The 21,632-nt window shown below is 39.7% G+C and carries 21 protein-coding genes and 1 tRNA gene; 8 read left to right on the forward strand and 14 right to left on the reverse strand.

Annotated elements, in window-relative coordinates; all coding sequences use genetic code 11:
• Window positions 1-49 precede the first annotated feature (49 nt).
• Together J0M37_12720 and J0M37_12725 are read left to right on the forward strand one after the other, a co-directional pair.
• Window positions 50-122: transfer RNA gene (locus J0M37_12720), tRNA-Met, on the forward strand.
• A 38-nt stretch (window positions 123-160) separates the two neighbouring features.
• Window positions 161-409: a GIY-YIG nuclease family protein gene (locus J0M37_12725; protein MBN8585946.1), complete on the forward strand. Its 249-nt coding sequence runs from the start codon at window positions 161-163 to the stop codon at window positions 407-409.
• Window positions 410-515: 106 nt separating this feature from the next.
• Here the strand turns inward: J0M37_12725 and J0M37_12730 are convergent, their stop codons facing one another.
• From J0M37_12730 to J0M37_12770, 9 genes are all read right to left on the reverse strand, one after another.
• Complete coding sequence (locus J0M37_12730; protein MBN8585947.1) at window positions 516-1,001, reverse strand: hypothetical protein; 486 nt, start codon at window positions 999-1,001, stop codon at window positions 516-518.
• A 17-nt stretch (window positions 1,002-1,018) separates the two neighbouring features.
• Window positions 1,019-1,492, reverse strand: coding sequence for a hypothetical protein (locus J0M37_12735; protein ID MBN8585948.1), 474 nt, complete (start codon window positions 1,490-1,492; stop codon window positions 1,019-1,021).
• A 7-nt stretch (window positions 1,493-1,499) separates the two neighbouring features.
• The gene (locus J0M37_12740; GenBank protein ID MBN8585949.1) at window positions 1,500-4,127 is read right to left on the reverse strand and encodes a valine--tRNA ligase; all 2,628 of its coding nucleotides are present in this window, start codon (window positions 4,125-4,127) and stop codon (window positions 1,500-1,502) included.
• Window positions 4,128-4,142: 15 nt separating this feature from the next.
• The gene (locus J0M37_12745; GenBank protein MBN8585950.1) at window positions 4,143-4,925 is read right to left on the reverse strand and encodes a ParA family protein; all 783 of its coding nucleotides are present in this window, start codon (window positions 4,923-4,925) and stop codon (window positions 4,143-4,145) included.
• The gene (locus J0M37_12750; GenBank protein MBN8585951.1) at window positions 4,926-6,899 is read right to left on the reverse strand and encodes a DUF2723 domain-containing protein; all 1,974 of its coding nucleotides are present in this window, start codon (window positions 6,897-6,899) and stop codon (window positions 4,926-4,928) included. It lies immediately after the preceding gene.
• Window positions 6,899-7,585: a fumarylacetoacetate hydrolase family protein gene (locus J0M37_12755; protein MBN8585952.1), complete on the reverse strand. Its 687-nt coding sequence runs from the start codon at window positions 7,583-7,585 to the stop codon at window positions 6,899-6,901. The genes J0M37_12750 and J0M37_12755 overlap by 1 nt, the downstream gene beginning before the upstream one ends.
• Window positions 7,586-7,588: 3 nt before the next feature.
• Window positions 7,589-8,866 carry a dihydroorotase gene (locus J0M37_12760; protein ID MBN8585953.1) on the reverse strand — a complete coding sequence of 426 codons (1,278 nt, stop codon included), beginning with the start codon at window positions 8,864-8,866 and terminating at the stop codon, window positions 7,589-7,591.
• Between the two features lie 329 nt (window positions 8,867-9,195).
• The gene (locus tag J0M37_12765; protein ID MBN8585954.1) at window positions 9,196-10,041 is read right to left on the reverse strand and encodes a phosphatidate cytidylyltransferase; all 846 of its coding nucleotides are present in this window, start codon (window positions 10,039-10,041) and stop codon (window positions 9,196-9,198) included.
• A complete protein-coding gene (locus J0M37_12770) occupies window positions 10,038-10,985 on the reverse strand; it encodes a CPBP family intramembrane metalloprotease (GenBank protein ID MBN8585955.1) in 948 nt (315 codons plus the stop codon). Before J0M37_12770 ends, J0M37_12765 begins: the two co-directional genes overlap by 4 nt.
• 178 nt (window positions 10,986-11,163) lie before the next feature.
• On the opposite strand from J0M37_12770, the gene J0M37_12775 reads away from it, so the two are divergent.
• The 6 genes from J0M37_12775 to J0M37_12800 all read left to right on the forward strand — a co-directional run bounded on the left by J0M37_12775 (window position 11,164) and on the right by J0M37_12800 (window position 18,492).
• Window positions 11,164-12,639 (forward strand): hypothetical protein, encoded by a 1,476-nt coding sequence (locus J0M37_12775; GenBank protein ID MBN8585956.1) that lies wholly within the window; start codon window positions 11,164-11,166, stop codon window positions 12,637-12,639.
• A 78-nt stretch (window positions 12,640-12,717) separates the two neighbouring features.
• On the forward strand, window positions 12,718-13,443 hold the full coding sequence (locus J0M37_12780) for a hypothetical protein (GenBank protein MBN8585957.1): 726 nt from the start codon (window positions 12,718-12,720) through the stop codon (window positions 13,441-13,443).
• Window positions 13,444-13,728: 285 nt separating this feature from the next.
• Window positions 13,729-14,586 carry a nucleoside triphosphate pyrophosphohydrolase gene (gene mazG, locus J0M37_12785; protein MBN8585958.1) on the forward strand — a complete coding sequence of 286 codons (858 nt, stop codon included), beginning with the start codon at window positions 13,729-13,731 and terminating at the stop codon, window positions 14,584-14,586.
• 29 nt (window positions 14,587-14,615) lie between these two features.
• Complete coding sequence (gene dacB, locus J0M37_12790) at window positions 14,616-15,872, forward strand: D-alanyl-D-alanine carboxypeptidase/D-alanyl-D-alanine-endopeptidase (protein MBN8585959.1); 1,257 nt, start codon at window positions 14,616-14,618, stop codon at window positions 15,870-15,872.
• A gap of 43 nt (window positions 15,873-15,915) precedes the next feature.
• A complete protein-coding gene (gene uvrB / locus J0M37_12795; protein MBN8585960.1) occupies window positions 15,916-17,946 on the forward strand; it encodes an excinuclease ABC subunit UvrB in 2,031 nt (676 codons plus the stop codon).
• Window positions 17,947-17,967: 21 nt separating this feature from the next.
• Entirely contained in the window at window positions 17,968-18,492 is a 525-nt protein-coding gene (locus J0M37_12800) for a DUF192 domain-containing protein (protein ID MBN8585961.1), read from the forward strand.
• Window positions 18,493-18,507: 15 nt separating this feature from the next.
• On the opposite strand, the gene J0M37_12805 is transcribed toward J0M37_12800, so the two are convergent.
• The 5 genes from J0M37_12805 to J0M37_12825 are packed head-to-tail and all read right to left on the reverse strand — an operon-like array spanning window position 18,508 to window position 21,625.
• Window positions 18,508-19,311, reverse strand: coding sequence for a hypothetical protein (locus J0M37_12805; protein ID MBN8585962.1), 804 nt, complete (start codon window positions 19,309-19,311; stop codon window positions 18,508-18,510).
• A gap of 3 nt (window positions 19,312-19,314) precedes the next feature.
• Window positions 19,315-19,755 (reverse strand): DUF1573 domain-containing protein, encoded by a 441-nt coding sequence (locus J0M37_12810; protein MBN8585963.1) that lies wholly within the window; start codon window positions 19,753-19,755, stop codon window positions 19,315-19,317.
• Window positions 19,756-19,759: 4 nt separating this feature from the next.
• The gene (locus J0M37_12815) at window positions 19,760-20,233 is read right to left on the reverse strand and encodes a DoxX family membrane protein (GenBank protein ID MBN8585964.1); all 474 of its coding nucleotides are present in this window, start codon (window positions 20,231-20,233) and stop codon (window positions 19,760-19,762) included.
• Between the two features lie 10 nt (window positions 20,234-20,243).
• Window positions 20,244-20,933 carry a hypothetical protein gene (locus J0M37_12820; GenBank protein MBN8585965.1) on the reverse strand — a complete coding sequence of 230 codons (690 nt, stop codon included), beginning with the start codon at window positions 20,931-20,933 and terminating at the stop codon, window positions 20,244-20,246.
• A gap of 26 nt (window positions 20,934-20,959) precedes the next feature.
• Window positions 20,960-21,625: a DUF1573 domain-containing protein gene (locus J0M37_12825; protein MBN8585966.1), complete on the reverse strand. Its 666-nt coding sequence runs from the start codon at window positions 21,623-21,625 to the stop codon at window positions 20,960-20,962.
• Window positions 21,626-21,632: the final 7 nt, after the last annotated feature.

Genomic DNA, 21,632 nt, shown 5'->3' on the forward strand with positions numbered 1-21,632 from the left:
TTCGTAACTTGAAGGGGGTTTAATATATTGGTATATTTGTTGATAATATCGCGGGGTGGAGCAGCTGGTAGCTCGTCGGGCTCATAACCCGAAGGTCGGAGGTTCGAATCCTTCCCCCGCTACAACTACCCGCCAATAAAATGGCGGGTTTTTTATTACTATGGGTAAAATCTATTTTGTTTACATTATCTTAAGTAAAGAAGGATATAAGTACACTGGAATGACAGAAGACTTAGGCCTTAGACTAAAACAGCATAATGATAAAACACTATCTCTGTGGACTAAAAGGGGTAATAACTGGAAGTTAATTTATAAAGAAGAATTTTTTACTAAAGCAGAAGCTCTAAAAAGAGAAAAATGGTTCAAAACTGGAGTTGGCAGGGAATTCATAAACGAACAGATAAAATAATTGGAGGTTCGATCCGCCGCGGCGGACTTCCCCCGCTACTAAAAAAAGCCGCTATTTAGCGGCTTCTGTGTTTAAGATTCCTGCCTTCGCAGGAATGACAGCAAATCTACTTACAGCCTTCAATCATTTTGCGAAGCATGGTTATAAAGAAAATGGAATTTTTATACAGCTTGGCATCTTCCAGCTCTTTAGTATCACCGTTAATATTAATTTTATATTCCTGCCCGTCCATATTGATCACCATATTAATTCTCGTATAAACTTCAAAGCTGTTTGTTTTGGAAGATTCCTGGTACAATGAATCTGTAACATTTAATCCTTTAGTTTCAATAGTTTGTTTAATATTCTTTAGGTCCTGTTCAGAAAATGTACAGGTTTTTTCTGTATCCTGCTGGTTTTTGCTTTTCCTGCCTGAGTATTTTACAGAATAAGCCGCTGCGGAATTGCTAATAGCGTAGCTTTCTTCCGTGGAATGGCTATCTTTACTTTTTTCACCCTGCAGGAAGCTTATCGCTATGTTCAGGTCCTGTGAATTTGAAATGGAAGCCGTTAAGAATAATACAATGAAAAGAAGGATCAAATTCAGTTTCATAGTTTGTGTATTTTAAATTAACAATCTTTAATAATTCTTCTCAGGTCCTTGATAAGCTCAATTACCCTTAAATAAACTTTATTTCCCATTACAAGATTTGCTTCGCCATCAAGCAGAATATCATACGGTGTGCCTTCATACATCATTTTAACTGAAATTACCAGGTAAATTATACCGTTTCCTATTATATTTTCTTTTCCGTAAAATGTTTCATTCACAGCAGCCTTATTTTCCTTTATTGAAGTCATGATCTCATCAATTTTAAGCGGGCTTAGCTCGCAGTTCTTAAGCTCATTGCCTTCATTGGGCATTGTTTCCCCGGTATATTCAACTGAATAAGCCGATGTACTTCCGGTTATGCTGAATTTTTCCAGACGCGAACTGCGGTTTCCGTCATTTTCAGCCTTATAGTACGAAATTTCAAGTACTAGTGACTGTGAAAATACAGATGCAGTCAATAAAAAAGCGGTTAAAATCAATAATTTTCTCATTTTACTCTTATTGTGATATTAATTTATAATGTTCTTTCAGCTTCTCAAGTTTTTTGGTATTATCATCAAGCTTTTTACGCTCATTTTCTACAACTTCAGGCGAAGCGTTTGCGGTGAATTTTTCATTGCTTAATTTTTTTGTAACTGAGCTGATAAATCCTTCAGTACGTTCAATTTCCTTCTGCAGCTTAGCTTTTTCCTGCTCAATATCTATTAACCCTTCGATCTTTAAATAAACCTGGTATGAACCAACTACTGCAGTTACCGATTTATAAGCAGGCGCATCTGCGCCGGTTCTGATCTCAAGTGCTCCAATTTTTGCGAGTGATTTTATATAGTTAGATACTGAATTAATAAATGCCGTATCATCCGGTGAGGCACAGTTAATTGTGATATCACATTTTACCGAGGGTGAAAGCCCCATTTCAGCGCGCAGGTTGCGCGCAGCAGCCATAATCTGCTGAATGGTTTCGATCTTACTTTCAGCTTCTGTATTTATCAGTGAATCATCCGGCGTAGGCATATCCATAACGGATATGCTATCATTTTCGTTTCTTTCTTTTATCCCCTGCCATAATTCTTCGGTAATAAAAGGCATAACCGGGTGCAGAAGCTTCAGGCAGTTATTGAATATATCAATTGCATTGCTGAAAATAGCTTCACCCGAGGCCGGGTTATCTCCGGCTTTGATCTTTAATATTTCAATATACCAGTCACAGAAATCACCCCAGATAAAATCATACAGCGCCGCTGAGGCTTCGTTGATCTTGTATTCATTCAACGCCTTTAGATACTGTTTTAAAGCTGATTGGAATCTGCTTTCTATCCAGTGATCAAAAACATCTTTTTCATAAGCCGCGTTATTGCCGGCTGATTGTTCCTTTTTCATTAAAAGGAATCTTGCAGCATTCCACAGTTTATTGGCAAAGTTCCTGCCAATTTCGCACTTTTCTTTTGCGAAATAAATATCTGTACCCTGCGGCGCAAGATAAACCAGCGTAAACCTGAGTGCATCAGTGCCGTATTCGTTCATTACTTCGATAACATCGGGTGAGTTGCCAAGTGATTTGGACATCTTCCTTCCCTTATCATCGCGAACTATATTGTGATAATACACATCGGTGAACGGAATTTTACCTGTGAATTCAAGTGAAGCCATTATCATCCTGGCTACCCAGAAGAAAATTATATCAGCGGCTGTGGAAAGGAAATCAGTCGGGAAGTATTTCTTCAGGTCTTCGGTTTCTTCCGGCCAGCCCATGGTTGAAAAAGGCCACAGCCAGCTTGAAAACCACGTATCAAGAACATCGGGATCCTGTTCCCAGTTCTCAATATCAGCCGGCGGGTTTACTTCACAGTAAATTTCACCGTTATTTTTGTTATACCAAACAGGTATCTGGTGCCCCCACCACAATTGGCGTGATATACACCAGTCACGGATATTTGTCATCCAGTTTTCATAGGTTTTCGTCCAGCGCTCGGGGTGGAATTTAATTTCACCTGACCTTACGGCATTCAATGCCGGCTCAGCCAGGGGTTTCATATTTACAAACCACTGGTCGCTTAAATAGGGCTCAACCTGCGCACCTCCGCGCTCACTGAATCCAACGTTATGCGTATAATCTTCTATCTTTTCGATAAGCTCAAGCTCTTTTAGCTTTTCAACTATCGCCTTGCGTGCTTCAAACCTATCCAACCCGGAATACCTTCCGGCATGTTCATTCATTTTGCCGGTGTGATCAATAACCTGAACTGATTCCAGGTTATACTTCTCACCTATCATGAAATCATTGGGATCATGCGCCGGAGTAATTTTAAGTGCGCCGGTACCGAACTCCATTTCTACATATTCATCAGCAATAACAGGTATCGCTTTATCAACAATAGGCAGTACAACTTTTTTGCCTGCAATGTTCGTATATCTTTCGTCTTTTGGATTTACAGCAATTGCTGTATCACCCAGCATCGTTTCGGGTCGTGTAGTAGCAATGATAACATAACTGCTCTTATCTTCAAGCAGCGGGTACTTTACGTAGTAAAGCTTATCGTTTTTTTCTTTATAAATAACTTCTTCATCACTCAAAGCGGTTTGCTGCTCCGGATCCCAGTTAATAATTCTTTTACCTTTGTAGATCAGACCCTTTTTATACAAATCAACAAAAACCTTGCGAACCGCAACGGATAAGCCTTCATCCATTGTGAATCGTTCACGCTGCCAGTCAACCGATGCGCCCATTCGGGTCAGCTGCTGTACGATATTTTTGTGATAAACTTCCTTCCACTCCCATACTTTTTCAACGAACTTTTCGCGGCCAAGGTCATACCGTGAAATTCCCTCAGCGCGAAGCTTGCCTTCAACAACGGTTTGAGTGGCAATACCTGCATGATCTGCCCCCGGCAGCCATAATGTGTTAAAACCAGACATACGCTTCCAGCGGGCATAAATATCCTGGATGGTGTTATTGAGCATATGCCCCATTGTTAAATTACCCGTGACATTTGGAGGCGGAATTACAATTGAAAATTTCGGTTTTGTTGAGTCTTTTTGCGGAGCATAAAAATTATTCCTGCTCCAGAAATCAATTATTTCATGTTCAATTTTGCCGGGTTCGTATGTTTTGGAAAGCTCCTTCAAAAAAATTATCCTTTCTTAAGATTTTACCTGCGGCGCGTATTTATTGATAAGCTCGTAAGCAAGCTCCAGGTATGCCATGGAAACATTTGCATTTACATTATACAATATTGCAGGTTTGCCGTAAAATGTTGATTCCGTTATCATGTGGTTGCGCGGAATGTATGTTTTAAAAAGGTACTTGTTATATCTCAGCTTTAATTCGCGCTCAGATATTTCAGTTACCTTTGTGTTTGATTCATACATTGTCATTACAATGCCTTCAATATACAGTGTTGGATTGGCAATTTCTTTAATGTATTCAACATACTTGAACAGCTTTGAAATTGCCTCAAGTGAAAAGTGCCCGCTCCTAACCGGCATTATAACCGATGTTGATGCTGTAAGCGCATTGGCAACAATACCGCGCATTATAGGTGGACAGTCAATAATAATATATTCATAATGTTCAGCGGCACCTTTAAGCGCGTTTTTAAGTACTACACGGTTTTCAGCTATTTTATTGAATCTTTCATCACGCTGAATTGTGTTTACATTGCTTGGCACAAAATCGAGATATTCAAGCTCAGTTTTGTGTATAGCATGATCGAGCGAATGAGTAAAGCTGAAAACTTCGGCTATACCAGATTTGATACGTTCAGGAGTAAAGCCAAGCGACATTGCAGAAGCCCCGAACGGGTCGCCATCGATAAGCAGGGTTTTCCTTTCAGCAACGGCAAGCGATGCAGCGAGATTTACCGCAGTGGTGGTTTTACCCACGCCTCCCTTCGGGAGGCAGATTGATATTATTTTAGCGCTCAATTATTTATTTAAATTTCTTTCCTGTGTTATCTTCGCCTTCAGATTAAGCGCATCCCTGAATGCAGGGTCAAATTCCAGCGCCTTATCCAAAAACTTCAAAGATAAATCATAATTTTTATTATTATAATGATAATATCCGGTTTCAAACATCATACCGGGTATGACCTTGAACAGGTTCCTTTCATGGGAAGTATTGGGCTCAAACCTGCTGAACTTTTCATTTAAAAGCCGGGTTCCGGCATTCACGTCATACTGCAGAGTTTTAGGCTCCATTTTATACAGCATACCGTCCGGCTTCAGGTAATATTTATCAAGGAACTGCTTGGTTTCTCGGCCAAGCACTAGATCTATAGTGACAAGTACCGGGAATTTTGCATAAACTTCATCTATAAACGCGCCAACAAGGGCGGTAAGCTTTGGTGCCCTGATCTTTTCATTCTCATCATACACTTTGATATATTCCTCCGCCTCGGGCTTTATCAATTCATAAATATCAGGGTAATATTTGCTGATAGTTTTGAGATACCACGGCGCTGAGAGGAATTTAATATTGAATACCTTAACATCAGGCCTTACTTTTTCAACAAGCTGGTAGTAAAGCGAAGCTGAATACATGTATGCCCAGTCATAAACTATAATTACGGAATTTGGCGGCACTGAATTCAGCGCACTTAAGGTAACTTCGCGGTTTGCATACATACCGCTGTTATCATTTTCCTTATAATTATATCCCGCTGAAAAGATAACCAGTATTAAACCAGTAATAATTACTTTTGAAATTGAAGCCTTTGGCTCTTTACTTTCACTAAGTATTTTTCCCGGTTTTCCTGCATTAACAATATATATAATACCTAATGGTACCGTAATTGAAAACAGGTAAAATACCAAAAGATAAAATGAGCTTATTTCAATTGTGTTGTAATTGAATGAATATATCAGTGTGAATATGATACAAAGATAAATGTAGATAGAAAAACTTTTAAAAGTTTTCCAAAGCAGGAATAAACCAGCGGCAATGAAAAGTAATGAAATTATCGCGAATTCCCCCGGCAGATTTTTGAAAAATGCAGCGGCATTATCGCTGAACTTAGCTGTAGATGAGAACATAAGCTGGGAAAAATCAGATCCCCTTAAATGATCAGGCAGGTTTGATATATCAGAAACATCAGACCAGTTAAGATACGGACCGGATGAAGAGCTTATTATGAGGATTCCATAAAGCAGCACACCCGGTAATAACAGCAAAGCATAAGGCAGAAGCTTTTTGGTAAATACAGCATCACTTTTATACTGGAGGTACAGCATATAAAGAACAGCTGGTAAAAAATAAATTGTAGTTGAGTGATTTGCTGCGCTTAAGCCGATAATTAAAGCAAGCAAAAGCCAGTTCTTTTTTGAAGGCTCCTTTATAGAAGTTAAAATTTTAAGTGAGTAAAAAACTATCAGGCTGATAAACAATGAATGCAGGGCATATACTTCAATTTGCGTAGCATCATACCAGAATGTTTTTGTAAAGCCCGTCAATACTGCTGTAAAAAAAGCGAGCAGATATATCAACAATGAAAGATCATTCGGATTCTTTTTAACCTGCGGCTGTGAAGCAGCGGCATCTGTTTTTTTGCCGGTTTTACTTTGTATCTTTTTAACTCCTGCTGTATTTATTTTGTGAAAAATATAATTCAGCAGCATAACTGCAGAATAATATGTAACTATTACAGCAGCTATGCTTTCAATTGCGCTGAGCATATTAAGCCTGTATATAACGCTGCCGCCTAAAGGCAAATGTGAAACAATAAATCCAAGCAGCAGGAACAGCGGGTAACCTGTGGGATGCGGAACGCCGAAAGTAAAAACTACGGCGGCAAGCTCACCGCTATCAATGAATCCAACAGTCGGGTGCATTGTAAGAATATAGATCACCAGGCAAACAATCCCTGATAAAGCCGCCAGTATATGTTTTAAATTACTTTTCATTAACCTATAGTTACTTCCAGTTTCCCAATATGCTGAATTTCAGCGCTTACCTTATCACCTGTTTCAAGCTTTGTGATGCCAGCCGGTGTTCCTGTAAATATTATATCCCCTTTTCTTAAACCGAATATAGAAGAGAGGTAATGAATTATGAATTTAATGCTGAAGATCATCTCAGAGGTATTGCCTGATTGTTTTACTTCACCATTTATGCTTAATTTTATATCAAGTACCTGCGCATCGTTAAGTACAGAAGCAGTCACAACCTCGCCAACGGGTGATGAAGTCCTGAATCCTTTGGCTACAGCCCAGGGCTTGCCCTGTTTTTTCATTTCGGTTTGCAGGTCACGCAGAGTAAAATCAATACCCACTGCATACCCGTAAACATACTCCAAAGCGTTTTCTTCTGGGATATTGTCGCCATCTTTCCCGATAATTATTACAAGCTCAACTTCGTTCTGCAGGTTTTGAGAAATAGGCTTTGTGTTAAACGAAGGCACCTTTACAATATTACCGGCAGCTTCAATTGCAGTTGAAGGCTTTAAAAATACTACCGGTTCCTTTGGTATTGAATTATCAAGCCCTTCAATTTTTACTTCGCTGATATGATCAACATAGTTTTTGCCGATGCAGAAAACATTCTTTACCTCTATTACATCAGCGGAATCTTTTACTATTAGCTTTGCCATTTATCAGATATTTATCAAATGCTGCAGATTGTTTACGATACCAACAGGTTTGCATTTAAGCTCCCACCCATCAAATGGAGTATTTTTGCTTTTTGAGTGCAGCTCAGAAGCATTTACCTTCCATGTTTTATTTACATCAAGGATTGTCAGGTTCGCAGGTGAGCCTTCCGAAATACTGATATCCTTCAGCCCAAGGAGCCTGCGCGGATTAACTGACATCTTATTTATCATTTCTTCGAGGGTGATAATGCCTTTATCAACCAGATATGTATATGTTAAGCCTATTGCTGTTTCAAGTCCAACTATGCCGAACGGCGCTTTTTCAAGCGGCAAAGATTTTTCTTCGGCTGAATGCGGCGCATGGTCAGTGCAGATAACTTCGATCGAGCCGTCTCTTAGACCCTCAATAACAGCATCAACATCACTTTGAGTTCTGAGCGGCGGATTCATTTTGGCATTAGTACCGTACTTCAATATTGCTTCATCATTTAAAATGAAATGATGCGGGCATGCTTCTGCGGTTACATTGGCTTTTTCAGCTTTAGCTTTGCGGACAAGCTCAACCGCTTCTTTTGTGCTGATGTGCTGTATGTGGTAATGCGAGCCTTTAACCTCTTTTGTGAGCCTGATATCACGTTCAATAATTTCATACTCTGATGCATTCAAAATACCTTTTACACCAAGCTGTTTCGAAACTGCACCCTCATTCATAATGCCGCCGTTAGTAATACTCATAACTTCGCAATGCTGCACAACAGGCTTTTGGAACTTTGCGGTTTCCGCCAGAACCTGCCTCATAAGCTCATCGCCGGCTATCGGACTGCCGTCATCGGTAATTGCCAATGCCCCGGCTTTAATTAATGCGGCAATATCAGCAATAACCTCACCTTTTCTGCCGGCGCTGGCGCAGGCGGAATGGTATACATCAACTAAATGATCCCTGGTTTTTGCAATATTGGCTGATAATACTTCAACGTTATCAATTGGGGGATTTGTATTTGGCATTGTCATAACGCCTGTAAAGCCGCCGTGGGCGGCTGCAAGTGAGCCTGTTGAGATATCTTCCTTGTATTCCTGCCCCGGTTCACGGAAGTGAACATGCATATCAAAAAACCCGGGTACTATAATTTTTCCGGCAAGATCGAATTGGATCACCTCGCGGACATGCTGCCAGATAACGCCCATACGGTTAATTACACCGTTGACTATTAATATATCAAACCTGCCGTTAATGTTTTCAGCAGGTGAAATAACGTGACAATTTCTGAGTAATAAATGCAATATTTTATGTGATTTAATTACAAATTTAGTGATTTTTAAGGATTATTAAAATTGAAAAGGAAATCTGATTTTACGGGTTCTTATGACCTTCACTTTCACAAATTATTTTACAGTTCAACTTCTGCGAGGAGCGTTAGCGACGAAGCAGTCTTATATTATATTCTATGAATGAGATTGCTTCGCTTCGCTCGCAAAGTTTAATAATTGCGCTTCGACTCCGCTCAGCGCGACAATTGCTCATGGTTTAAGAAAAAATTTCGCATCGACTCCCACGCCTAAAGCGGGCAAGCGTTCTGCGCGGCAAGATCTAAGTACTGCAATGATCATTTCTACATTATGCTTTTGATGTAAAGGAAAATATATAATGCAGGGACTGCGAAGAGTATGCTGTCGAATCTATCTAAAGCGCCGCCGTGGCCGGGGATCAGATTGGATGAATCCTTAACCTTTACACTGCGCTTTAAGTGTGATTCAAACAGGTCGCCAATCTGCGCGAAAAATCCGACAATAACCGTAACAGAAAGCCAGTGCCAAACCGTAAAGCCCGGATAAAAGAACTTCCATATCACAACGCCTGATATTATTACGAAAGCAAATCCGATAATTGAGCCTTCCCATGTTTTTTTGGGGCTTATTCTTTCGGCTAGCTTATGCCTTCCGAACAATTTACCGCCGAAGAAAGCGAAAGTATCGCTTACCCAAACAAGCACCAGGCAAATAATTGCATAATTTGCCCCGTAGAAATCCAGCATTTTGGCTGAATCCATTAAGCTCAGCAAACCGAAAGGCGTTGATATATAAACCACTGAAAGCAGCCATGTACTGACAGCTTCAAAATGTTTTTCTTCCTTAAATACTTCCGATACTATCAGGAACATGAACATAAGGAAATATAATATGAGCACATAATTGAAATGCTCAAAATAAAAGCTTATTACGATAAGTATACTTATTATCAAAAAAACGGTTTTGTGAAATGATATACCCCCGAACCATCTGGTAAGGCTTGATGGCGGCTTTACAGGTCTTTCAAACAGGTTGTAGAATTCATTCATACAGAAAAACGAAAGGATAGTACAGAAGACGAGGAAAACTTCATTGCCTAAGATAGCGGAAATAATTATAAGCGGAATACCAATTGCGCCGACTATAACACGTACAACCGTATTGTTCAAGCAGTACCTCCTGCGTTTAAAGTATCTTCAGGCTGCTTAACACGAAGCCTGTAATACAGAATAACGATACTTGTAAATATTAACAAAGAAAGAACTACTGCAACAATTGTATCAGTAAGTTCATCACCTGCAAGGCGCGGAGTTTCGAACTCAGGCTTTCCGTAAACAAACATGTAATACGAAGCGAAGAAATTATTCAGGAAGTGGCAAAGCACGCCGACATACAAAGAATTGGAATAATACACTATAAAGCCAAGGAAACATCCTAAAATAATAAGCGGAATTATATTGAACGGCTGAAAGTGATATAAGGCAAACAAAAATCCGGTAAAAAATATTGCTTTAGCGGGCCGGTAAACTTTGCTTACGTTGGAAAGTGCGAGTCCCCTGAAAAGCGCTTCTTCGCAAATTGCGGGAGTAATACATATTACGAACACCACCACAGAAAATTCAAACCAGTTATGCGCCTTCACTATTTTCATAGTGCTGCTCTCAAATGTATCGAAGAGATCCTTAACAGGCTTCAGGCTATCATTTAAAAACGGGATGGAATTTATTAGCTGTTCCTGGAAATACATATATCCCTGCAGGAAAGGCTGTATCATTACTATACCAAGAACAGCCAGCAAAAGCAGGGATGGTTTTGGAGTATTCAGCTTGAACATGCTTTTTAAGTCATGAGTCCTGAAGCGTGCGAAAAATACAGCAGGCGCAAGAATGAACATGAACTGACCGAAGGAGAGAATTACCCTTGTTATTTTAACATCGGGATTATCCATTGTGATATCGCCTGCTGCAAAAGCCAGCAAGCCGCCTACGAACTGGTACAGGAAAAATATCACTGCCAGCACAACAATCACAAAAGCTACCGGGTTTAGCTGTTTAAAAATGCTGCCCGGCGGCGGAGCGGATCCGTTACTTTCTTCGGGATTAAATTCCTGCAAAATATGCGGTTTAGTAAAAAATGTTTTGCTAATATAAAAATTAGAAAATTCAGTTATTATTCATAAATTTTTACAGTTAAAGTATTTATTTAAACTACCTAATATAGGTTATATTAAAAAATTGATTTAATGGACATATTTTGTTATGTTAACACATTGTAAATCAAAAATATATAATTTGCCAGTAAGAGCCTTCGTTATTGTTATAGTTTTAACGTTTTCAGTGATTACTTTATATTCCGGTGACAGGTCTAATGCGCGTTCTACCTCTATGGGATTTTCAACTCTGGTATCATCACAGGGTAATGATGCGTTCGGCATAAATCCAGCAAACTTTGATTATACGCTTCCTATCACAAAAACCAAAGGTGTTATGAAGAAGAAACGAAAGATCTTCGACCCGCACTGGGAATTTTCAGTTTTTTCAGCCGGAGGCGGTTACGGCAGTGATTCATCAATTGAGTTCTATAACAACTACCTTAAATATCTTTCTATTGACCGCAACCGCTTCGCGAATTTATTCACCAATATCAACGAAGTGTTTACTTTCAGAAATACAATTCTCCCCGCAGATAAAACCGATGTGAACTATGATTTTGAGCTGAAATGGCTTTCAGTAAATTATAAAAATAAATTCGGGGCGGTGAATATAACAATTGCTGACCGTGTTGGGCTTAACACAGAAGTTAACAGCAGGGATGAGTACCTGCCTTTGACTTTCGGGTTTACATTTAACCAAAACGGCAGCTATAACCTCACCGATGTTAACATGAAACAATCCGAGGCTATTGCGTGGTGGATAAGGAAATATAACGTAGGTTATGCCAAGCAGTGGCAGTTCAAAAAAAGCGGGATAAAAAGCTTTTCTGTGGGCGTATCAGGCGGATTGGTTCACGGGTTTGGAAATGTTTCAACGTATGAATCAAAGCTGAATATAAGCACATACGGAATTCAGAGCATCAACGGACAGAATCACGTTGACAGCATCAAGGGCAAGCAGGATTTCCACACACAATCAGCTTTAACTGATTTTTTCACTGATTACAATTCCGGTGCTGAAACGCATTTTAACCTTTTCCCAAAACCTGCGGGTACCGGGTGGTCATTAGACTTTGGTATGGCCCTGGAAATAGGAAGTGAATGGAAAATTGCTGCAAGTGTTACCGATCTGGGTAAAATCACCTGGAACTACAACACAATAACGAACAACGATACAAACAGCTTTGCGTATTATGATTTTTTTGTTGCGACCGGTGACCCCACCTATAACCAAATGGTTGATGACCTGGGCGGTTACCAAACCCAGGATACAGTTTCGACATTCACAAGCGAAATGCCGACCAAGTACAGAGCGGGTATAATGTACAGGCCAAGCAGCAAGTTCATGATAGAGTTCAACTGGGTTAAAGGAACAAATGACGTTCCGGGCAATACATCAGATGTTATATACTGCTTCGGCGCGGAATACTTTCCGCTCCCCTACCTGCCTGTCAGGACGGGTTTTTCAGCAGGCGGACCCGGGGCTTATTATATATCTATAGGCACAGGAGTAAAATTTAAAAATTTTACGTTTGATGTTGGAACTTACGGACTGAATCAATTGATTGAAGATAAGAGGTTCTCTGTTTCACTATCAACTAAGGTAATTCTTTAAACCGATATCAATACAAAATTTAATATTAAATATATGAATAAAATAAAATTATTTTCATATTTAGTTTTAACTGCAGCAATGGTTTGGGTTTGGGGCTGCGGCGATGATTCAACAACCGGAGGAAATAATACCGGGGGTTCAGTACCAACAATCAATATGAAGGTTGGTTCTGCTTATTCGTTTACAAATGATTCATTAGATACTAATGGTACTGTTCGAAGAACACAGATTAAAACAACCATGGTATATGCTGAACAAAATACATTTTTTGGTCAATCAAATGCTTTCAAGATCAGAACAACAAGTATTGATACATTCCCTACACCAACCATAATAGATGTAGATTCATTTTACGTAAGATATGATGGTGGTAAATTTTATCAATATGGAATGGTCAAGTTGATAGATTCAACCCAATCCCCGAATTGGGATTTAGTAGCCGACTTTAATGTAGCCACGGGAACAGAGTGGAATGTCACAACTATTAATACAACTATTAATGGTATTGGTGTTACAGCCAATATCAAAGGTAAAGTTGCCGGTCAAACATCGTTTAACACTACTTCAAACCCTTCAACTAGTATTAACGCTTATAAAGTCGAAATAACAGCTTATCTTACAGCATTATCATTACCTATCGGGAATATTGTTTTAGAATATTATATCGGTTATGCTGACCCAGCTTCAAATCCATCAGGTTTAGTCAGATTAAAACTAAACCCAATAAAGTTATCACTTTCAGGTACACCATTCTATGGAGCTGCAGGTGTTGACCAAGTGATGCAAACATATTTTATACCATAATTTTTAAAAAATAGTTTTCTTTAAGCCCGGTTCGCCGGGCTTTTTTTATGACCTCACCCTCTACGAGTCCACGACTCGAAGAGTCGTAGACCCCTGCCCCTCTCCTCATGCATTCTGCTTGACTGCGATACACCCTACGGTTGTATCTTGAAAGGAGAGGTGTGCGAAACAGGTAAATTAAATAAATCGGTAAAAGTTAAAGTAAAAATCGAAACTACCTAATGGGTCTTTTTATGCTAAGCCTGCTTATTTAACCGGTAAATAGACTTTTATTAAGCTTCTTAAATGGCTATTTTTGCATTTATAACAATCGGAAAATTAAAATTGCATAAATTAAAGCCTGAAAATCCCGTAAAAGAGTTTGATGAATTTGTAAGCATTATGAAGCGGCTCCGCAATGAGTGTCCCTGGGATAAGGAGCAGACGCATGATTCCATACGCCACCTGCTTCTTGAGGAGACCTACGAAACCCTTGAAGCAATTGACGAAAAAAATTACGATGAGCTGAAAAAAGAACTTGGCGACCTGCTTCTGCATGTGGCATTTAACGCTATCATTGCCGAAGGCGACGGCCATTTTGACCTGAAGGATGTTATCAACGCGATTAATCACAAAATGATAACACGCCACCCGCATGTTTTCGGTGATACCGAAGTGAGCGGGACTAAGGAAGTGCTTAAGAACTGGGAGCACATAAAGCTGAATGAAGCCGGAAGGAAATCAGTGCTTGAAGGCGTGCCTAAAAACCTGCCATCGCTCACAAGAGCTTACAGGATACAGGAAAAAGCCGCAAAGGTTGGGTTTGACTGGAACAACAGCTTTGACGCTTTCAAAAAGATTGATGAGGAATTGCAGGAGTTCAAACATGAAGCGGAATCCAATAAGAACTCCGATGGCAAGCTGCCGGATGAAACAAGGGTAAAGCTCGAAAAAGAGCTTGGCGATATTTTATTTGCAATTACAAATTATGCCAGGTTTTTTGAGATAAATCCCGAGAACGCCTTAAGGCTAACGATTGAAAAGTTCATAAAACGTTTTAATTATATTGAAGAAGAGCTGGGGACACGCGGTAAAAAGGTAACGGAATCAGATCTTGAAGAGATGGATTCAATTTGGAACGAAGCAAAAAAAACAATAAAATAACAATCAGAAATCTTTAAAATAAATTGATAATGACCAATAATAAAACCGGGATATTAAAAACCCCTGTGCAATTAAAAGCAGCTTTAATTTTTGCCGTACTTTTCATTTATCAATTTACGTATTCGCAAAAAATACCGCAGGAAAAAATTGATGAGCTCTCAGGAAAGCTTGATTCAATTTGCCTGCCGCTGAAGAACCAGGGTATAAAAGTATCATGCAAGGTTATGCATGCTGATTTTAACAAGGTATTATATGAGCTTGACCCTGAGCTTTCAATGATACCAGCCTCAATAACAAAAATTGTTGTTGGCGTAACAGCATACGCAAAGCTTGGTGCGAATTATTCCATACCAACGGTAATTTATACTGATGATAATAATTATAAAGACGGCGTAATTGACGGAAACCTGTATTTAAAAGGCTACGGCGACCCTGACCTGAATTCAGGGGATATACAAACACTTGCCGATGAGGTAAGGAAAGCCGGAATTACAAAGATAACAGGCAACATTGTTGCCGATGAATCATACTTTGATAATGTATATAAAACGCTCTCAGGTGTGTATAAAGGTGATACGGGTCCGAGTTACTGGCCGTATGTATCGGCATTATGCCTTGATAAATCAACCGGCGCTATGAGCGCGGGCAACCTGCTCTCATCATCACTTTCGGGTTACGGCGTTGAAGTTCAGGGTACGGTGATCACCGGCACAACACCTGAAGGCGCTAAGGAAATAGTACAGCTTAGCCACTCGCTTTACGATGTGCTTTCATACATGCTTAAGGAAAGCGATAACCATTCCGCAATTACAATGTTCAAGCTTCTTGGTGCTAAATATAAAAATACTCCAGCAACACTTGAAGACGCGCAATCTGTGATAAATTCTTTTTTAACAGAGCTTGGTGTTGACAGGTATTCCTATGAGATACTCGAAGGCTCCGGCCTTACACGCTATAATAAGGTTAATGCCGATATGTATATGAAGATGCTGAAATATATGTATGATGACAGGTTTTTATTCGATTACTTTATGAACTCACTTACCATAGCCGGCAAAGACGGCACTTTAAGGAAAAGAATGATAGGCACAGAAGCTGAAGGGAACGTTTATGCCAAAACAGGCACTTTAAACAGTGTGAGCGCGCTTTCGGGTTATGTAATTGATAAAGATGAGGAAATATTGATATTTTATATTGTTATGAACGGTTTTGGCGGCAATGCAACGGAAATGCGCGCAGCGCAGGATGATGTTTGCATTACACTTGCGGGATTTACAAGAAAGTAATTTAATTTACAAGGTCACCCCTTTTAGAAATATTATAATATAATTGGCAAAATTCCAGTTAGAATCCGAATATAAACCATCAGGCGACCAGCCCAAAGCTATTAAAGAGCTTACCGAGGGTATTCAGCGCGGCGATAAATACCAGACACTGCTTGGAGTGACGGGTTCAGGGAAAACTTATACAATTTCCAATGTTATTAAGAACATCGGCAAGCCAACGCTGATAATGTCACACAATAAAACCCTCGCAGCGCAGCTTTACGGTGAGTTCAAAAAGTTCTTCCCAAAGAACAAGGTTGAGTTCTTTATCAGCTATTATGATTACTACCAGCCTGAATCATACATACCGCATACCGATACATATATTGCGAAAGATCTAGCTATTAACGATGAAATAGACAGGCTTCGCCTGCGCGCCACCACTGCCCTGCTTGAAGGCAGAAATGATGTTATAATAATTGCATCGGTATCATGCATATACGGAATAGGCGCGCCGCAGGAGTACGCTGACCAGGTACTTGTTTTAAACCGCGGCGAGAAGATCGGCAGAAAAGAGCTGCTGAACAAGCTGATAAATATTCATTACGTAAGAAACGATTTTGAGTTCAAACGCGGGGTTTTCCGCGTGCGTGGAGATGTAATTGATATCATACCGGCATATGAAGATGATACTGCAATCAGGATAGAGCTGTTTGATGATGAGATAGAAGGCATAATGTATTTTGATAAGAAATCCGGTGAAATAATAGGTCTTGATGAAAAAGTAGCAATATACCCGGCAAAATATTTTGTCACTTCACCTGAAAGGCAGGAAAAGGCGATACTTGATATAAGGAAAGAGCTGAATGCACGGGTTATTGAGCTTCAGGAAATGGGCAAGCTTATAGAAGCGCAAAGGCTTGAGCAGAGAACGAACTTTGATCTTGAAATGATTCAGGAAGTTGGATACTGTACAGGTATTGAAAATTATTCCAGGTATATGGATCAAAGGGAACCGGGCTCAAGGCCTTCATGCCTGTTTGATTACTTTCCAAAAGATTACCTGCTGATTGTGGATGAATCGCATGTAACAGTGCCGCAGGTGAACGGTATGTATAACGGTGACAGGATGCGCAAGACTACTCTGATTGATTACGGCTTCCGCCTGCCTTCGGCACTGGATAACCGTCCTATGAAGTTTGAGGAGTGGGAATCAATGCAGAACCAGGTAATTTATGTAAGCGCAACACCTGCTGAGTATGAGCTGGAAAAATCTGGGGGTGTTTATGTTGAGCAGATCATCCGCCCGACAGGGCTATTGGATCCGGCAATAGAAGTTAGACCCACCAAAACGCAGATAGATGACCTGATAAATGAGATAAGAATTCGCTCAAAGAAAAATGAAAGAGTATTGGTTACTACTTTAACCAAAAGAATGAGCGAAGACCTGACTGATTACCTGATAGGTATCGGCATAAAAGTGCGGTACATGCATTCAGAAATTGACGCACTTGACAGGGTCGATATACTTCGCGACTTGAGGCTTGGTAATTTTGATGTTTTGGTGGGTGTAAACCTGCTGCGTGAGGGTTTGGACCTTCCGGAAGTATCGATGGTGGCAATAATTGATGCTGATAAGGAAGGATTTTTGCGCAGTGAAAAATCGCTGATGCAGACTGCCGGCAGAACTGCAAGAAATGTTAACGGACTGGTAATTCTGTATGCAGATAAAATCACTGCGTCAATGGATAAAGTTATAAAAGAAACAGCGCGCAGAAGAAAGATACAGGAAGAATATAATAAAGAGCACAATATAAATCCAAAAACAGTGCTTAAAACCCTTGAGGAAATAATGAGCTCAACGGTTATAGCTGATTCCAAGGGCAGGCAGGACCAGCGTAACAGGAAAAGGAAAGCAGAAGAGAAGAAAACAAGTCTTTCTATACTTACTGACCCGACACTTGAAAGGAACAATCCCGCTGAGCGCCGTGAGCTGATAAACCAGCTGCGTAAGCAGATGGTTGAAGCGGCGAAGGACCTTGAGTTTGAGCGCGCCGCAGAATTAAGGGATGAAATAAACAGGCTTGGCAGCTGATCTAATCTATCAAAAATAAAAATGATAAAACCAACAGGAAAAAACACGGCTTTAATTATCTTAATATACTTTATTACATCGTTTTATTTCTCCGCATGTCAAAAAGACCCGGGCGAGATTAAGGTTGATACTGTAAATAACAAGGATGCTTCAAAGATACAGTTCAAAAAACAGGGTGAAGTATATTTTCAGGATTCACTTAAGAACCTGAAGAAAAAAATTGATGTTGAAATTGCTGAGACCGAAGAGACACGCCATTTGGGTCTGATGTTCCGTGAAAATATGCCTGAAGACCAGGGTATGCTGTTCCTTTTCCCCGCTGAAGAATTCCAGAGCTTTTACATGAAGAACACAATAATGCCTCTTGATATAATGTTCGTAAATTCCAAAAAGCAGATAGTTAAGATTCACAGGCGCACAGAGCCGTTTTCAGAAAAAAGCCTGCCCTCAATGAAGCCTTCGATGTATGTGGTTGAAGTAAACGCAGGGTTCAGCGATAAGTATAATATTAAAGAAGGCGATCATATTGACTGGAGAAAGTATTAGTCAATAATTGTCAGTTCAGCTGTAAAGATCTGTTCTTCTGTCACTGAAAATATTGTTCATTTTAGTAACATCTTTATCAAGCGCAAACTCCGGGTTAATTTCCGCAACTTTAACTTCTTCTGACTCTTTGCTCCCCGATGCTAAATAATTTCCTTTGGGGTCAACAATAACACTGTTGCCTGTAAAATACAATTCTTTATCACCATTCTTTTCTGTTCCGGTACGGTTAGCAGTAACTGTGAACACCCTGTTTTCAACAGCGCGCGTGAACATTGCCTGCTGGCAGTAACTCAGCACAAGGTTTGAAGGATGCGCAATTATCTGCGCTCCTTTCAGCGCAAGTGTTCTGGCTGATTCAGGAAAAATCCAGTCAAAACAAATCATAATGCCAACTTTAGCTTTACCAAAACTGCCTTCAATTTCAAAGACATTAAGCCCGGTATCACCGGGCGAGAACCACAGCTTTTCTTCGAGGAATAAGTGGGTTTTGCGGTAAACGCAGAACCTGCCTGAAGGGGTAATAAATACTGCAGAATTAAACAGCTTATCCCCTGCCCTTTCACAAATTCCCGATACAATGAACATATTTTTTTCAGATGATATTTTTTTAAGGGTTTGGCAGAATTTCCCGGAAGGAATTTCTTCTGAGGCAGCAAAGGCCTCATCTATAGAATTAAATAAATAGCCCGAGTTTGCAAGCTCGGGCATTACAAGAAGATCAATATTTTCATTTATGCTGCCTGTTAGTTCCGCAGTTTTTTTTATGTTGGCTTCCGGGTTTTGTAACTCCGGCTTAAACTGGAGGAAGGCAATTTTCATAGGTTATTTTGGCTGAGGAACCTGTATATTTGCACTGAATGAAACAATTTTATTAGGCTGTGTCGGGTGATTAGTTTCAATAGTAACAGTTTTTTCGTTCACTCCGCTTCTGCCTTCTGTGTTGAAAGTAAACTTTATCTTACCTGTTTCTCCCGGCTGGTATTCTTTCTTTTCATCAGCAACAACGCCGGTGCAGCCGCAGGCAGGTGTTATTTTTTTAATTACCAGAACGCTTTGACCGGTATTGGTAAATTCAAACTCACCATTAACCACAGGACCCTGGGGAACTTCGCCAAAATCAATTTTTTCCATCTTAAAGGTCATAACCGGCGGATGAGTTTTTGGGTCGCTTAAATTCTTGTTTACAAGGAACGCTGAAAACGCACCAACCATCAGTATTCCTAAAATAAGAAAAAGGATCTTTCCTGTTTTTCCTGTGTTCATAATATTAATTTGTTTGATTTATTAAATTATTTTTTTCATTTTCTTCATTGTTTGCAGGATATGAATATTTCAGCATCATAAACGAAACAAAAAACAAAGCTATATCTTCAATTACCCGCAGCCATACTTCTGATGTTGAAGAGGGATTTACGCTGAAACAACCGCATGAAATATCAAGTCCCCTGATCAATGCCTGTACCAGCGCTATAATAAATATCACAAGAAGCGCGTTATAGATCAGCAGTGAACCTTTGACCCACTTACCAGTAATAAGCAATAATCCTGTAATAAGTTCCAGCCATGGCAAAAAAATTGCCAGCGGGTTCACAAGCTGGTAAGGCAAAAGGTGGTAATTATCTATAATATTGGCAAATGCTTCAGGGTTAGCCATTTTATCGAAGCTGGCATACATAAATACTGCTCCAAGAACAATTCTTGCAGCAATGATGAAATATTTATTCTGAAATAATTTTTTCATGTAATAACTATCAGTTTGCTGGGTAACCCGCATTTTTCCATTCATCCCAACCGCCGTGGAAAATATATACCTTTTTGAATCCAAGCTTCGCCATATAATATGCCATATCAATACTTACATCGCATGCGGCGCTGCAGTATGTTACATAAACCTGGTCTTTGGGCAGGTCGTTAAACTTATCCTTATACTTTTCTATTTCATGGAACGGTATATTCATAGCGCCCTGAATGTGGCCTGCATTATAGTCTGAAATATCACGCGCATCAATGAAACGGTATTTTTTATCAAATAATGCTTTTGCAAAATCAATTTTAATATCAACAGGCTTTACAATTTCTGTTGGCTGTGCATTTTTAATTGAATCTTCTTTTTTCTGCTGTACGGCTTTGAGTGAATCCTGTACCCGCTTTAATGAATCGGTTTTATTTGCAGCGAGTATTGAATCCTGTTTATGTTTTTCAAGCGCAGCTTTAAGCGAATCACTTCTCAGGTTCGAAGAGTTTTTCAATGAGTCAGCTGCCTTAAGTATAGAATCCTGAATCCTCAAAGCATTTAGCAAACTATCACTGGAAGAAAAATCAACAACTTTTTCATTTGCAATGAACTGTATCCTGTTTGGATTGGAAATATTGAAAAATATTCCGGCAAGAAGTGTAATAACAAGAATACCCGTAACCTGTAATAAGGCCTGCTTATTCAATTTGATAATTTTTCTGCTCTAATTTGTTAATTTGTTTTTACATCTACCAGAACCGGGATCTGGAAATCACCCTCGGAAGTTTTAATGATAATAGCGGCGTTTATTGCTGATTCTTCATAAATCTTAATTGAAATATTAAGCGAAGCAGCTTCGCCGGAACCGATAGACATTTTATCGGATGTAATTTTTATTACCGGTGTATTGGATGTAATTTCTGTTATATCTATTGTTTTATCGAATGAGTTAAGAATTGAAGCAGTTTGTGTCAGTTCATCGCCGACTTTTCCTTCGGTAATAATTGAACCCGGGTTTAATGTTACGGGGTCAGCCATATTCATAGTCATCTGCACATTATGAGTCGGGTTACCCGATTCATTTGTTGAGATCATTACAATTTTTGTTACTGAGCCCATTCCCTGCCCGTTGAATGTAAATTTTATTGAGCCGGTTTCGCCGGGCTTAACGGCATCGCTGCCTGCCAATGCGCTTGAGCAGCCGCAGGAGGTCTGTACACCAGTTATTTTAAGATCCTGGTCTCCTGAATTTTTAAACTGTATCTCGTAAGTAACTTCCTGTCCGCGCCTGTGGCTTCCTGTGTTGATATTTTCACCGCCAATAACTTCAAGCTTCGGGCCAGTTTGTGAGAATAAAATAACGGGAATAAATAAAACAGCTAATATTAATTTTTTCATTTTGGCT

The sequence above is a fragment of the Ignavibacteria bacterium genome (genome assembly GCA_017303675.1).
Taxonomy (GTDB): Bacteria; Bacteroidota; Ignavibacteria; order Tepidaquicellales; family OLB5; genus OLB5.

Coding starts and splice junctions, on each gene's coding strand:
- J0M37_12725 (MBN8585946.1), top strand. CDS start 161: ATGGGTAAAATCTATTTTGTTTACATTATCTTAAGTAAAGAAGGATAT.
- J0M37_12755 (MBN8585952.1), bottom strand. CDS start 7,585: ATGGCAAAGCTAATAGTAAAAGATTCCGCTGATGTAATAGAGGTAAAG.
- J0M37_12800 (MBN8585961.1), top strand. CDS start 17,968: ATGATAAAACCAACAGGAAAAAACACGGCTTTAATTATCTTAATATAC.
- J0M37_12810 (MBN8585963.1), bottom strand. CDS start 19,755: ATGAACACAGGAAAAACAGGAAAGATCCTTTTTCTTATTTTAGGAATA.
- J0M37_12730 (MBN8585947.1), bottom strand. CDS start 1,001: ATGAAACTGAATTTGATCCTTCTTTTCATTGTATTATTCTTAACGGCT.
- J0M37_12825 (MBN8585966.1), bottom strand. CDS start 21,625: ATGAAAAAATTAATATTAGCTGTTTTATTTATTCCCGTTATTTTATTC.
- J0M37_12735 (MBN8585948.1), bottom strand. CDS start 1,492: ATGAGAAAATTATTGATTTTAACCGCTTTTTTATTGACTGCATCTGTA.
- J0M37_12750 (MBN8585951.1), bottom strand. CDS start 6,899: ATGAAAAGTAATTTAAAACATATACTGGCGGCTTTATCAGGGATTGTT.
- J0M37_12805 (MBN8585962.1), bottom strand. CDS start 19,311: ATGAAAATTGCCTTCCTCCAGTTTAAGCCGGAGTTACAAAACCCGGAA.
- J0M37_12780 (MBN8585957.1), top strand. CDS start 12,718: ATGGTTTGGGTTTGGGGCTGCGGCGATGATTCAACAACCGGAGGAAAT.
- J0M37_12815 (MBN8585964.1), bottom strand. CDS start 20,233: ATGAAAAAATTATTTCAGAATAAATATTTCATCATTGCTGCAAGAATT.
- mazG (MBN8585958.1), top strand. CDS start 13,729: ATGGCTATTTTTGCATTTATAACAATCGGAAAATTAAAATTGCATAAA.
- dacB (MBN8585959.1), top strand. CDS start 14,616: ATGACCAATAATAAAACCGGGATATTAAAAACCCCTGTGCAATTAAAA.